Consider the following 12691-nt stretch of genomic DNA (forward strand, 5'->3'; position numbering starts at 1 on the left):
CCCGCGTTGAGAACATCTCCCTACCTCCCTTGCCACTTCGGGGGGCGTTTTTCCGTGAAGGACGCGTGGAATTCGGCGTAGTCCTCGCCCGTCATCAGGAGGGCCTGGGTCGACGCGTCCAGTTCCACCGCGGCCGCCAGCGGCATGTCCAGCTCGGCCGTGAGGAGGGCCTTGGTCTGGGCGTGGGCCAGGGCCGGGCCGTCGGCGAGGCGGCGGGCGAGGGTGTGGGCGGCCTCGTCGGCGCGGCCCTCCTCGGTCAGCTCGCTGATCAGGCCGATCCGCTCGGCCTCGGGTGCGCGGACCGTGTCGCCGAGCATCAGCAGCCGGGTGGCGTGGCCGAGGCCGACGACCCGGGGCAGCAGGTAGGCGGCGCCCATGTCGCCGCCGGAGAGGCCGACGCGGGTGAAGAGGAAGGCGAAGCGGGCGGACGGGTCGGCGACGCGGAAGTCGGCGGCCAGGGCGAGGACCGCGCCCGCTCCGGCGGCGACCCCGTGCAGGGCGGCGATCACCGGGAACGGGCACTCCCGTACCGCCCGCACCACCTGGCCGGTCATCCGGTTGAAGTCCAGCAGCCGGGCGGTGTCCATGGACAGGGTGGCGCCGATGATCTCGTCCACGTCGCCGCCGGAGCAGAAGCCGCGCCCCTCGCCGGCCAGGACCAGCGCCCGTACGGACCGCTCGCGGGACAGCTCGGCGAGCAGGTCGCGCAGGTCGGCGTAGGCCTCGAAGGTGAGGGCGTTGAGCTTGTCGGGGCGGGCGAGGGTGACGGTCGCGACGCCGTCGGTGATCTCGACGCGCAGGTGCCGCCAGTCGGGGGTGGGGGCGGCGGAGCCGGTGAAGGGACTCATGACACTCGAAGTTATCACCCTTCTGTGACTGTCGTCACGGGTGCGCGATACACCGTCCGTGTCGAGGGCCGAAGGTCCCGGAGGGTGCCCGTCGAACGGCTCTGCCGGGCGGCGCCGTACCATTCATAAGGTTGAAAGCAGGACAGGACTCCCCTGCTCCACGAAACGGACCTGCCGTGCACGATCACTTCCCCGCACCCGCCTCCTGGCGCATCGCGCTGCCGCACTCCGCCGCGGCGGTGCCGGTGGCGCGTGCCCTGGTGCGCAGCGCCCTGGCCGAGCTGGAGCACACGGCCGACGGGGACACCGCCGAGCTGCTCACGGCGGAGCTGGTCGCCAACGCGGTGGAGCACACCCCGGTCGGCCCGACCGCGATCGAGCTGGTGGTGGAGCTGATGCCGACCGGCTGCCAGGTGGAGGTCCACGACCCCGACCCGTCGCCGCCGGCCGACCTCACCCGGCCGGACGTGGAGCCGCCCGACCCGTGGCGCGAGGACGGGCGCGGCCTGCTGCTGATCCGCGCCCTCAGCTCGTCCTGCGGTCACCGGCCCACCCGGTCGGGCAAGGCGGTCTGGTTCAGGCTTCCTGCGGTACCCGCTCAGCGTCGTCCGCGCTGACGGCGGTCCGGGCGAGGCGGGAGTGCCGGCGCCCGTAGGCGCTGTAGACCAGCAGTCCCACCGCGAGGAACACCGCGAACTGGAGCCAGGTGGCACCGCCCGTCTCGTACATCAGGTACAGGCAGAAGCCGACCCCGAGCAGCGGCGTCGCCGGGTAGAGGGGCACGCGGAAGGTGCGGGCGAGGCCCGGTTCGCGGCGCCGCAGGGTGATCACCGAGACGTTGACGGCGGCCATGGTGGCGAGGGTGCCGATGGTGCACAGGTTGACCACCGCGTCGAGCGGCGCGAAGGCCGCGGGGAGGGCGAAGACCACGCCGACGATCAGGGTGCCGGCGACCGGGGTCGCGGTGCGCGGGGAGACCTTCTCGAAGACCCGGGGGATCAGTCCGTCCCGGGACATCGACATCAGGATGCGGGTCTGGCCGTACATCACGGCGAGCACCACGGAGGCGATGGCGACGACCGCGCCGAAGGCGACCACGCCGCCGCCGATCGCCGAGCCGGTGACCCGGTCGACGACGTAGGAGAGCGCGGCGGGCCGGTTCCCCACCTGGTCGCCGCCCACCGCGCCGATCGCGGCGACGGCGACCGCGCAGTAGAGGAGGGTGACCAGGCCGATGCAGACCAGGATCGCGACCGGGATGTCCCGGCGCGGGTTCTTGGCCTCCTCGCCGGCCGTGGTGATCGCGTCGAAGCCGATGTAGGAGAAGAAGGCGGCGGTGGTGCCGGCGCCGATGCCGCCGAGGCCGGCCGGCGAGAAGGGGGTGAGGTTGCCGTCCTGGAAGGCGTAGAAGCCGATGGCGCAGAAGGCGAGCAGCACGGCCAGCTTGAGGACGGCCATGGCGGCCGTGGCGCGGGCGCTGTCCCGTACGCCGCGCACCAGCAGGACCGAGGCCAGGGCGATGACCACCACCGCCGGCAGGTTGACCGCGCCGCCGTCGCCGGGGCCCGCGGAGAGGGCGTGCGGGAGCTGGAGGCCGAGGACGCTGTCGAGCAGCTCGTTGACGTACTGGCTCCAGCCGACCGCGACCGCCGAGACCGACACGCCGTACTCCAGGAGCAGGCACCAGCCGACGAGGAAGGCGGTCCGCTCGCCGAGCCCGGCGTAGGCGAAGGAGTACGAGGAGCCGGAGACCGGGATCGCGCCGCCCAGCTCGGCGAAGGCGAACGCGGTGAACACGCAGGTGATCGCGGCCAGGACGAAGGAGACGACGACGGCCGGGCCGGCCTCGGCGACGGAGTCGGACAGGCCGACGAAGATGCCGGTGCCGACGATCGCGCCGACGCCGAAGCAGACGAGCTGGAGCAGCCCCATCGTGCGCTTCAGGCCGTGGCCTTCGCGGTCGGCGCCGGATTCGGCGACGAGGAGGTGGGGGGACTTGACGCGGGAAGCGGGCATTGCGGGTGGTGCTCGTTTCTGGTGGTGCGGGGGGCGCGACGGTGGTCGCGGCCGACGGCACCGGAAGGGGTGGCTCCGGAGCCGCCGGTCAGCATAGGGCCTGGTGGGGGAAGGGCGGCGGGGAAGAGTCAGGCGAGGGTGGCGACGAGTACGGCCTTGATGGTGTGCAGGCGGTTCTCCGCCTCGTCGAAGACCACCGAGTGCTCCGACTCGAAGACCTCGTCGGTGACCTCCAGGGAGTCCAGCCCGTGGGCCTCGAAGATCTCCTGGCCCACCTTGGTGCCCAGGTCGTGGAAGGCGGGCAGGCAGTGCAGGAACTTGACGTCCGGGTTGCCGGTGGCGCGCAGCACGTCCATGGTCACGGCGTAGGGCGCGAGGGCCTTGATCCGCTCCGCCCAGACCTCCTTGGGCTCGCCCATGGAGACCCAGACGTCCGTGACGACGAACCCGGCGCCCCGCACCCCCTCGGCCACGTCCTCGGTGAGGGTGATGCGGGCCCCGCTGGTGGCGGCGAGCCGGTGCGCCCGGTCGACGACCTCCTGGGCGGGCCAGTAGGACTTCGGGGCGACGATGCGCACGTCCATGCCGAGCAGGGCGCCGGTGACCAGGTAGGAGTTGCCCATGTTGAAGCGGGCGTCGCCGAGGTAGGCGAAGGTGGTCTCCCGCAGGAGGCGGTCGCCGTGCTCGGTCATCGTGAGCACGTCGGCGAGCATCTGGGTGGGGTGCCAGTCGTCGGTCAGGCCGTTGTAGACGGGTACGCCCGCGAAGGCCGCCAGTTCCTCGACCTTGGTCTGGCTGTCGCCGCGGTACTCGATACCGTCGAACATGCGGCCGAGGACGCGGGCGGTGTCCTTCACGGACTCCTTGTGGCCGATCTGCGACCCGGCCGGGTCGAGGTACGTCGTGGACGCGCCCTGGTCGGCGGCGGCGACCTCGAACGCGCAGCGGGTGCGCGTCGAGGTCTTCTCGAAGATCAGCGCGATGTTCTTGCCCTGGAGGTACCGCGTCTCCGTCCCGGCCCGCTTCGCGGCCTTCAGTTCCGCGGCCAGCTCGATCAGGCCGCGGAACTCCTCCTCGGTGAAGTCCAGCTCCTTGAGGAAGTGGCGGCCGGCGAGGGCGGTCGGGACTGTCGCCATGGGGGCGCTCCAGAGGTGCAGGTCGGGGACTGACTTCTGGAAGTCTATACGAACTTCTGAATTTCTATACAGAGCCGAGTCCCTATACGGGCTCACGCTCCACCGGGCAGCTCATGCAGCGCGGGCCGCCCCGGCCCCGGCCCAGTTCGCTGCCCGGGATCTCGATCACCTCGATGCCCTGTTTGCGCAGGTGGGTGTTGGTGGTGGCGTTGCGTTCGTAGGCGACGACGACGCCCGGCTCGACGGCCAGCACGTTGCAGCCGTCGTCCCACTGCTCGCGCTCGGCCGCGTGCACGTCCTGGGTGGCGGTCAGGACCCGGATCTCGCCGAGGCCGAGGGCGGCGGCCATCGCGCGGTGCATGTGCTCCGGGGGGTGGTCGGTGACCTTCAGGTCCTTCTCCCCGGCGCCCGGCTCGATCGTGTAGGAGCGGAGCATGCCGAGCCCGGCGTACTGGGTGAAGGTGTCGCCGTCGACCATCGTCATCACCGTGTCCAGGTGCATGAAGGCGCGCCGCTTCGGCATGTCGAGGGCCACGATGGTCCGGGCGGACCCGGCGGCGAACAGCTTGTGGGCGAGCATCTCGACGGCCTGGGGCGTGGTGCGCTCGCTCATGCCGATGAGCACGGCGCCGTTGCCGATGACCAGGACGTCGCCGCCCTCGATGGTGGAGGGGTAGTCGGCCTGCCCCTCGGACCAGAGGTGGAAGGTCTCGTCGCGGAACAGCGGGTGGTGGCGGTAGATCGCCTCGAAGTGGACCGTCTCGCGCTGCCGGGCCGGCCAGCGCATGGCGTTGATGGAGACCCCGTCGTAGATCCAGGCCGAGGTGTCCCGGGTGAAGAGGTGGTTGGGCAGCGGGCCGAGCAGGAAGTCGTCCAGCTCCATGGCGTGGAAGCGCACGGAGGTCGGCTCCGGGTGCGCGTCCAGGAACTCCCGCTTGGTCATGCCGCCGACCAGCCACTCGGCCAGCTCGTGGGCGGGCAGGGTCTCGAAGGCGGCCCGGAGGTGGTCCGTGGCCAGCACTCCGTACTCCTTCTCGTCGAAGACCCGGTCCAGGACGAGCCGCCGCGCGGCCGGCACGTCCAGGGTCTCGGTGAGCAGGTCGCCGAAGAGGTGCACCGCCACCCCGCGGTCGCGGAGCACGTCGGCGAACCCGTCGTGCTCGGCGCGCGCCCGGCGCACCCACAGCACGTCGTCGAAGAGAAGGGCGTCCTTGTTGCTGGGGGTGAGCCTTTTGAGCTCGAGATCCGGCCGGTGCAGGATGACGCGGGTGAGCCGCCCGGCTTCGGAGTCGACTTGGAATCCCATGTCTCCATCCTGACCACTCCGGCGCCCGTTCACCCCCTGCTTTCGCGTGCCCGTGACCACAGTGCGCCCTCCGGGTGCCCCTGTGCGACGGCGGGGCCCCGCGACGCCGCCGCGTAAAGCGTGGCGACGGCCGGAGTGCCCGGCCGCACGTCAGGGGGAGGCCCGTTGAGTTCCGACACGCTGAGTTCCGACATGCTGAGTTCCGACACGTTGAGTTCCGACACGCTGAGTGCCGGTGCCTTGAGTCCCGATGCCCTGATCACCCACTTCGTGGGTGCCTCGGCGCTGATCCTGGTGGCCGCCCACAGCGGTGGGTGGCTGGCCCGGCGGCTGGGGCAGCCGTACATCGTGGGCCAGTTGGCGACGGGGATCGCCCTCGGTCCCTCGCTGCTCGGCAGCACGGCCCCGGACGCGTACGCGGCCCTGTTCCCGGCGGCGATCGGTCCGGCGCTGACCGGGCTCGCGCAGTTCTCGCTGGTGGTGTTCCTGTTCGCGGTGGGCTACGAGCTGGACCTGAAGATGCTCGGTGTCCGGGCGCGCAGCTCGGTGAACGTGGCGCTGGCCTCGTTCGCCGTGCCGATGGCCGTGGGCAGCGGCTGCGCCCTGCTGTTCGGGGACGCCCTGCACGACCTGGGCATGCCCAGGGACCTCTCGCCCGGCATGGTGGTCTTCGCTGGGGTCGCCCTGGCGACGACGGCGGTACCGGTGCTGACGGCCATCGTGCGCGAGAACGGGCTGTCCCGCACGGTGCCCGGAGTGGTGGCCGTCTCCGCCGCCGGGGTGCTGGACGCGATCTGCTGGACGGTGCTGGCGGGCGCGCTGCTGGAGTCGGGGGGTGGGGGCGGCGCCGGAGGAGGGCTCGACTGGCCGTGGCGGGTGCTGCTCACGGTCGGCTACGTCGCCCTGATGGCCTGCGCGGCCCGTCCGCTGCTGCGCCTGCTGCTGTGGCGGACCCGCCTGGAGCCCTCGCTCCGGATGGCGCTGCTCATCGGCTTCGCGCTCGGCTCGGCGTGGGTCACGCACGCGCTGGGACTGCATGTGATCTTCGGTGCGCTGCTCGCCGGGGTGGTCGTCCCGCGCGAGGAGGGCGGCACGCTCGACCCCGATCTGCTGCGGCCGCTGCTGTCCGTGGCCTCGCTGCTGCTGCCGTTCTTCTTCGTGCTGTCGGGCCAGTCCGTGGCGCTGAACAGCATGACGGGCACGGGCTGGGCCGCCCTGGCGGTGGTGACGCTGCTCGCGGTGGTGACGAAGATCGGCAGCGGGGCGGCGGCGGCCGGTCTGGGCGGCCTCGACCGGCACGACGCGTGGACGGTCGGCATCCTGCTCAACACCCGGGGGCTGACCGAGCTGATCGCCCTCAACGCGGGCCTGGACGCGGGCCTGCTGAGCGCCCCGCTCTACACGGTCCTGGTCTTCATGGCCCTCGCCACGACGCTGCTGACCCAGCCGCTCCTGCTGCTGAACGCGCGGCTCGCCACCCGCGAGCGCCGTCCGGAGTCGGCCCGGTCCACGGCGGTGAAGCCGTACGCCGGGTGACTCCGGCCGGCGCACGTCCCACCGCCGCGGCCCGGTCACCGGGTCCCGGAGGTCACAGCCGCGGGTCCACCGGCTCCGACTCCAGGGCCAGCACTGCGAACACCGCCTCGTGCACTCGCCACAGCGGCTCGCCGTCCGCGAGCCGGTCCAGGGCCTCCAGGCCGAGGGCGTACTCGCGGATCGCCAGCGACCGCTTGTGGTTCAGGAAGCGGTGCCTGAGCCGGGCGAGGTTGTCGGGGCGGGTGTACTCGGGGCCGTAGATGATCCGCAGGTACTCGCGGCCGCGGCACTTGATGCCGGGCTGCACCAGGCGGCCCTTGTCTCCCCCACTCTCGGCTTCGCTCGAGCGGGGGGACCCCCACCGCACGAGGGCGCCGATCGGCTTGACCACCATGCCCTCGCCGCCGCGGCCGGTCATCTCCAGCCACCAGTCGACGCCCGCCGCCACCGACTCGGGGTCGCCGGTGTCGACGTACAGGCGCCGGGTGGTCTGGAGCAGGCCGCTGCCGTCGTGCTCGACGAGCCGGTCGAGGAGGGCCAGCTGCTCGTCGTGCGGCAGCGCGGCCAGGCTGCGGCCCTGCACCGCCAGGATCTGGAACGGGGCCAGGCGGACGCCGTCCAGGCCGTCGGTGGGCCAGCAGTAACGGCGGTAGGCGTCGGTGAAGGCGGCCGCGTCGGCGGACCGGGCGCGCTGGCGGTCGAGGAGGTCCTTCACCTCGACGCCGCGCGCCGCGGCACCCTCCAGCGCGGCCAGCGCGCCCGGGAACACCGCGCCGGAGGCGGCGCCCACGGCGGCGTACTGGGAGCGCAGCAGGCCGGATGCCTTGAGCGACCAGGGCATCAGCTCGGTGTCGAGGAGCAGCCAGTCGGTGGCCAGTTCCTCCCACAGGCCGGCCTCGCCGATCGCGGTGCGCAGCCGGTCCAGGATCTCCTCGGTGAGCGAGGCGTCGTCGAGGAAGGGGCGGCCGGTGCGGGTGTAGAGGGACCCGGTGGGACCGTCGACCCCGAAGCGGGCGCGGGCCGCGTCCGCGTCGCGGCAGACCAGGGCCACCGCCCGGGAGCCCATGTGCTTCTCCTCGCACACGACCCGCTCGACGCCGTCCGCCGCGTACTGCGCGAAGGCCTCCTTGGGGTGCTCCAGGTAGCCGTCCACCCCGGAGGTGGCCGTCGGTGCCATGGTCGGCGGGAGGTACGGGAGCAGCCGGGGGTCGGTGGCGAAGCGGCTCATCACCTCCAGCGCGGCCGCGCCGTTCTCCTCGCGTACGGTGATCCGCCCGGCGTGCCGGGTCTCCACCACCCGGCGGCCCTGGACGTCGGCCAGGTCCAGCGGGCGGCCGTCGTGCCCGCCGGGTGCCTCGGTGCGCAGCGGCTTGGCCGGCTCGTACCAGACCCGCTCGGCGGGTACGTCGACGATCTCCCGCTCCGGCCAGCGCAGCGCGGTGAGCTTGCCACCGAAGACCGCGCCGGTGTCCAGGCAGATGGTGTTGTTCAGCCAGGTGGCCTCCGGGACCGGGGTGTGGCCGTAGACGACGGCCGCGCGGCCCCGGTAGTCCTCGGCCCACGGGTAGCGCACGGGCAGGCCGAACTCGTCGGTCTCGCCGGTGGTGTCGCCGTACAGGGCGTGGCTGCGGACCCGGCCGGAGGTGCGGCCGTGGTACTTCTCGGGCAGACCCGCGTGGCAGACCACGAGCCGGCCGCCGTCGAGGACGTAGTGGCTGACCAGGCCGTCGATGAACTCCCGTACCTCGGCGCGGAACTCCTCGCTCTCCCCCTCCATCTGCTCGATCGTCTCGGCGAGTCCGTGGGTGTGCTGGACCTTGCGGCCCTTCAGGAAGCGGCCGTACTTGTTCTCGTGGTTGCCGGGGACGCACAGCGCGTTGCCCGACTTGACCATGGACATCACGCGGCGCAGCACGCCGGGGCTGTCCGGGCCGCGGTCGACGAGGTCGCCGACGAAGACGGCGGTGCGGCCGTCGGGGTGGACGCCGTCGGTGTAGCCGAGCTTGCCGAGCAGGGTCTCCAGCTCGGCGGCGCAGCCGTGGATGTCGCCGACGATGTCGAAGGGGCCGGTGAGGTGGGTGAGGTCGTTGAACCGCTTCTCGGTGACGACGGTGGCGTGCTCGGCCTCCGCGACGCCGCGCAGCACGTGCACCTTGCGGAAGCCCTCGCGCTCCAGGTGGCGCAGGGAGCGGCGGAGTTCGCGGGTGTGGCGCTGGATGACCCGGCGGGGCATGTCGGCGCGGTCGGTGCGGGTGGCGTTGCGCTCGGCGCAGACCTGCTCGGGCACGTCGAGGACGATGGCGATGGGCAGCACGTCGTGCTTCCTGGCCAGCTCGATCAGCTGACGCCGGGCGTCCTGCTGCACGTTGGTGGCGTCGACGACGGTGCGGCGGCCGGCGGCGAGCCGCTTGCCCGCGATGTAGTGCAGGACGTCGAAGGCGTCGCGGCTGGCGCTCTGGTCGTTCTCGTCGTCGGCGACCAGGCCCCGGCAGAAGTCGGAGGAGATGACCTCGGTCGGCTTGAAGTGGCGCCGGGCGAAGGTGGACTTGCCGGATCCGGAGGCGCCGATCAGCACGACGAGGGAGAGGTCGGTGACGGGCAGGGCGCGGGCCCGCACGGAGGTGGCTCCGGTGGTGCCGGTGGTGTCTGCGGTGCTCATGCGGCCTTCGCCTCCTTCTCGGTGGCGGTAGCGGTAGCGGTAGCGGTCAGGGTGAACAGGGCCAGCTGGGTGGGCGGGCCCACCTCCGGGTCGTCGGGTCCCACGGGGCGGAACTCGACGTCGTAGCCGTGGCGTTCGGCGACCGCTCGGGCCCAGGCGCGGAACTCCCCGCGGGTCCACTCGAAGCGGTGGTCGCGGTGGCGGGCGTGACCGGCGGGCAGGGTCTCCCAGCGCACGTTGTACTCGACGTTGGGGGTGGTGACGACGACGGTACGCGGACGGGCCGAGCCGAAGACGGCGTACTCCAGGGCGGGCAGCCTCGGCAGGTCGAGGTGCTCGATCACCTCGCTGAGCACGGCGGCGTCGTACCCCTTGAGGCGCTTGTCGGTGTAGGCGAGGGAACCCTGGAAGAGCCGGACGCGGGCGGCCTGCCGTTCGCCCATGCGGTCCAGCTTGAGCCGCCGGGAGGCGATGGTGAGGGCGCGCACCGACACGTCCACGCCGACGATCTCGGTGAACCGCGGCTCGCTGAGCAGCTCGCGCACCAGGTGCCCCTCGCCGCAGCCCAGGTCGAGGACGCGGGCGGCGGCGTGGTCGCGCAGCGCGGTGAGGATCGCCTCGCGGCGGTGCACGGCGAGCGGGGTCGGCTTCGGCTCCTGCTCGGCCTCCGCCTCGACCGCGTTGTCGATCTCCTCGACCTCGCTGTCGTCGGTCTCGGCCAGCCGGATCAGCTCCAGCCGGTCCATCGCCTCGCGGGTCAGGGACCAGCGGCGGGACAGGTAGCGGCTGGTGATGAGCTTGTGCTCGGGGTGGCCGGGCAGCCAGCCCGCACCGGCCCGCATCAGCTTGTCGACCTCGTCCGGGGAGACCCAGTAGTGCTTGGCGTCGTCGAGCACCGGGAGGAGGACGTACAGGTGGCGCAGGGCGTTCGAGAGGGTGAGGGCCTCGGACTCCAGCACGAGCCGGACGTAGCGCGAGTCGCCCCACTCGGGGAACTCGGTGTCCAGCGGCACCGCCTCGACGGCGACCGCCCAGCCCAGCGGCTCGAACAGGCGCCGCACCAGGTCGGGGCCACCGCGGGCGGGCAGCGCCGGGATCTCGACGCGCAGCGGCAGCGGTTCGGCGGCACGCTCCGGGCGGGCCTTGCACACGCCGCGCATCGCGCTGGAGAAGACGTTGCTCAGCGCGACAGCGAGGAGGGACGAGGCCGCGTACGGGCGGTCGTTGACGTACTGGGCGAGGGCCGCGTCGGGGGCGCCGCCGCGGCCCTTGCCCTTGCCGCGCCTGACCAGCGCCACCGCATCGACCTCCAGCAGCAGCGCGGCCGTGCAGCGCTGGTCCTCCGCCTCGGGGTAGAGCACGTGGGCCGTGCCGAAGGAGGTGGAGAACGCCTGCGCCTTCTCGGGATGCTTGTGCAGCAGGAAACCGAGGTCGGTCGCGGGGTGCTCGGGGGTGCCTGTGGTGGTGAGGGTCAGGAACATGCGGAGGGCCTCTCCGGCTGGTGGACGGGACGGGACGCCGTACGCGCGAGAGCCCCCGGGGCGGTACCCCGAGGGCTCCGGCAGGACGACGGTCACACGATCGCACAGGGCGGGTGACCGGCGCCTTCGGTTATTCGACCGTTCGACGGGCGGCCGGCTTCAGGTCAGTTGCGACTGGACCTGGGAGGAGATCAGCTCCAGGTGGTCCAGGTCGTCGAGGTCGAGGATCTGGAGGTAGATCCGCTGGGCGCCGGCCTCGGCGTAGCGGCCGATCTTCTCGACGACCTCGGCCGGGGAGCCCGCGAGGCCGTTGGCCTTCAGCTCCTCCACCTCGCGGCCGATGACGGCGGCGCGCCGGGCGACCTCGGCGTCGTCCTTGCCGACGCAGGCGACGAGGGCGTTGGAGTAGGTGAGCGCGTCCGCGCCGCGGCCGGCCGCCTCGGCGGCGGCCCGCACCCGGCCGAACTGGCGCCCGGTGTCCTCGATCGAGGCGAACGGCATGTTGAACTCGTCGGCGTACTGACCGGCCAGCCGCGGGGTGCGGGTGGCGCCGTGCCCGCCGATGAGCACGGGCACCTTGGCCTGCGCGGGCTTGGGCAGCGCGGGCGAGTCGGTGAGGTCGTAGAACTTCCCGTGGAAGTCGAAGGTCTTGCCGGTCTCGGTGGCCCACAGACCGGTGACGATGGCCAGCTGCTCCTCCAGGCGGCCGATCTTCTCCTTCGGGAACGGGATGCCGTAGGCCTTGTGCTCCTCCTCGAACCAGCCGGCGCCCAGGCCCAGCTCGACGCGGCCGCCCGACATCTGGTCGACCTGCGCGACCTGGATGGCGAGGACGCCGGGCAGGCGGAAGGTGCCGGCGGTCATGAGGGTGCCGAGGCGGATGCGCTTCGTCTCCCGGGCGAGTCCGGCGAGGGTGATCCAGGCGTCGGTGGGGCCGGGGAGTCCGTCCACGGCGCCCATGCGGAGGTAGTGGTCGCTGCGGAAGAAGGCGTCGAAGCCGAGGTCCTCGGTGGCCTTGGCCACGGTGAGCAAGGTGTCGTAGGTGGCCCCCTGCTGGGGCTCGGTGAAGATACGGAGATCCATGTCTTCCATCCTGCCTGCTCGGCGCGGGGGTACGGCACAGGCTCCCGCCGCGGCGCGCGGGGCGGAGGTCTCACCCGGCCTCCCGCTCGGGTAAGTGCGCGTCGCGGTCCGCCAGTTTGCGCAGCATCTCGAGGACCCGGTCGCGCGACTCGTCCGCCGCGTCGATGGCCTCCATGCACTGCCAGTACGTCGCCTCGTCGTCGGCGGCGCAGGCGACGCCCACGAGGGCGATGCCGGTCTCGCCGAGCAGGGTGCCCAGGCGCATCAGGGCCTGCCGGGCGTCGCCCAGTTCGGTGAGCTGGGCGGCGCGCAGCTCGCCCGGGGCCAGCTCCGGGGTGTGCAGCACTCCGCAGCCGCGGCCCGCCAGCTCGGTCAACCCGATGGCCTCGCCGCGCAGTTCGGGCGGTCCGTGGACCGCCAGCCGGCTGCCGATCGCCTGGGCCAGTGCCTGCACCTGCCACACCTCCGTCAAAACCTCCGGCACCTCGCCGCCGGCGGCCAGGGCACGCCCACTCGTCACGATGAGCCGCACAGCGTCCATGCGCTGCCCCCGTCTGTCCGACGCGCTCGCGGCGCGTCCGCCCGAACTCCGTTGTCCACTACCCAGAGTGAAGGTGTGTGGGGCG

The 12691-nt window shown here is 72.5% G+C and carries 10 protein-coding genes; 2 read left to right on the forward strand and 8 right to left on the reverse strand.

What is annotated here, in order from left to right; translation table 11 throughout:
* Positions 1-20: 20 nt before the first annotated feature.
* Positions 21-848 (reverse strand): enoyl-CoA hydratase family protein, encoded by an 828-nt coding sequence (locus tag Sru02f_RS28175; protein WP_109029803.1) that lies wholly within the window; start codon positions 846-848, stop codon positions 21-23.
* A gap of 176 nt (positions 849-1024) precedes the next feature.
* Between Sru02f_RS28175 and Sru02f_RS28180 the strand changes: the two genes are divergently transcribed.
* A complete protein-coding gene (locus tag Sru02f_RS28180) occupies positions 1025-1465 on the forward strand; it encodes an ATP-binding protein (RefSeq protein WP_174855003.1) in 441 nt (146 codons plus the stop codon).
* Here Sru02f_RS28180 and Sru02f_RS28185 read toward each other — a convergent pair.
* The 3 genes from Sru02f_RS28185 to Sru02f_RS28195 form a co-directional block, all read right to left on the reverse strand.
* Positions 1425-2864 carry an amino acid permease gene (locus Sru02f_RS28185; RefSeq protein ID WP_109029805.1) on the reverse strand — a complete coding sequence of 480 codons (1440 nt, stop codon included), beginning with the start codon at positions 2862-2864 and terminating at the stop codon, positions 1425-1427. The genes Sru02f_RS28180 and Sru02f_RS28185 overlap by 41 nt on opposite strands.
* A gap of 128 nt (positions 2865-2992) precedes the next feature.
* Positions 2993-4000: an ornithine carbamoyltransferase gene (gene argF / locus Sru02f_RS28190; RefSeq protein WP_109029806.1), complete on the reverse strand. Its 1008-nt coding sequence runs from the start codon at positions 3998-4000 to the stop codon at positions 2993-2995.
* An 82-nt stretch (positions 4001-4082) separates the two neighbouring features.
* Complete coding sequence (locus Sru02f_RS28195) at positions 4083-5306, reverse strand: arginine deiminase (RefSeq protein WP_164274016.1); 1224 nt, start codon at positions 5304-5306, stop codon at positions 4083-4085.
* Positions 5307-5546: 240 nt separating this feature from the next.
* Between Sru02f_RS28195 and Sru02f_RS28200 the strand changes: the two genes are divergently transcribed.
* Positions 5547-6842: a cation:proton antiporter gene (locus Sru02f_RS28200; protein WP_109030002.1), complete on the forward strand. Its 1296-nt coding sequence runs from the start codon at positions 5547-5549 to the stop codon at positions 6840-6842.
* A 52-nt stretch (positions 6843-6894) separates the two neighbouring features.
* On the opposite strand, the gene Sru02f_RS28205 is transcribed toward Sru02f_RS28200, so the two are convergent.
* The 4 genes from Sru02f_RS28205 to Sru02f_RS28220 form a co-directional block, all read right to left on the reverse strand.
* Positions 6895-9501 (reverse strand): polynucleotide kinase-phosphatase, encoded by a 2607-nt coding sequence (locus tag Sru02f_RS28205; protein WP_174855004.1) that lies wholly within the window; start codon positions 9499-9501, stop codon positions 6895-6897.
* Positions 9498-10982 carry a 3' terminal RNA ribose 2'-O-methyltransferase Hen1 gene (locus Sru02f_RS28210; RefSeq protein ID WP_164274011.1) on the reverse strand — a complete coding sequence of 495 codons (1485 nt, stop codon included), beginning with the start codon at positions 10980-10982 and terminating at the stop codon, positions 9498-9500. Before Sru02f_RS28210 ends, Sru02f_RS28205 begins: the two co-directional genes overlap by 4 nt.
* Positions 10983-11141: 159 nt before the next feature.
* A complete protein-coding gene (locus tag Sru02f_RS28215) occupies positions 11142-12065 on the reverse strand; it encodes an LLM class F420-dependent oxidoreductase (RefSeq protein ID WP_109029808.1) in 924 nt (307 codons plus the stop codon).
* 70 nt (positions 12066-12135) lie between these two features.
* On the reverse strand, positions 12136-12606 hold the full coding sequence (locus tag Sru02f_RS28220) for a DUF6099 family protein (RefSeq protein ID WP_011030573.1): 471 nt from the start codon (positions 12604-12606) through the stop codon (positions 12136-12138).
* Between the last annotated feature and the right edge of the window lie 85 nt (positions 12607-12691).

This window comes from Streptomyces rubrogriseus (genome assembly GCF_027947575.1).
GTDB lineage: Bacteria > Actinomycetota > Actinomycetes > Streptomycetales > Streptomycetaceae > Streptomyces > Streptomyces rubrogriseus.

Excerpts from the sequence above, each read along its gene's own strand:
- Sru02f_RS28220 (WP_011030573.1), bottom strand. The coding sequence starts at position 12,606 with ATGGACGCTGTGCGGCTCATCGTGACGAGTGGGCGTGCCCTGGCCGCC.
- Sru02f_RS28205 (WP_174855004.1), bottom strand. The coding sequence starts at position 9,501 with ATGAGCACCGCAGACACCACCGGCACCACCGGAGCCACCTCCGTGCGG.
- Sru02f_RS28195 (WP_164274016.1), bottom strand. The coding sequence starts at position 5,306 with ATGGGATTCCAAGTCGACTCCGAAGCCGGGCGGCTCACCCGCGTCATC.
- Sru02f_RS28215 (WP_109029808.1), bottom strand. The coding sequence starts at position 12,065 with ATGGATCTCCGTATCTTCACCGAGCCCCAGCAGGGGGCCACCTACGAC.
- Sru02f_RS28185 (WP_109029805.1), bottom strand. The coding sequence starts at position 2,864 with ATGCCCGCTTCCCGCGTCAAGTCCCCCCACCTCCTCGTCGCCGAATCC.
- Sru02f_RS28210 (WP_164274011.1), bottom strand. The coding sequence starts at position 10,982 with ATGTTCCTGACCCTCACCACCACAGGCACCCCCGAGCACCCCGCGACC.
- Sru02f_RS28175 (WP_109029803.1), bottom strand. The coding sequence starts at position 848 with ATGAGTCCCTTCACCGGCTCCGCCGCCCCCACCCCCGACTGGCGGCAC.
- argF (WP_109029806.1), bottom strand. The coding sequence starts at position 4,000 with ATGGCGACAGTCCCGACCGCCCTCGCCGGCCGCCACTTCCTCAAGGAG.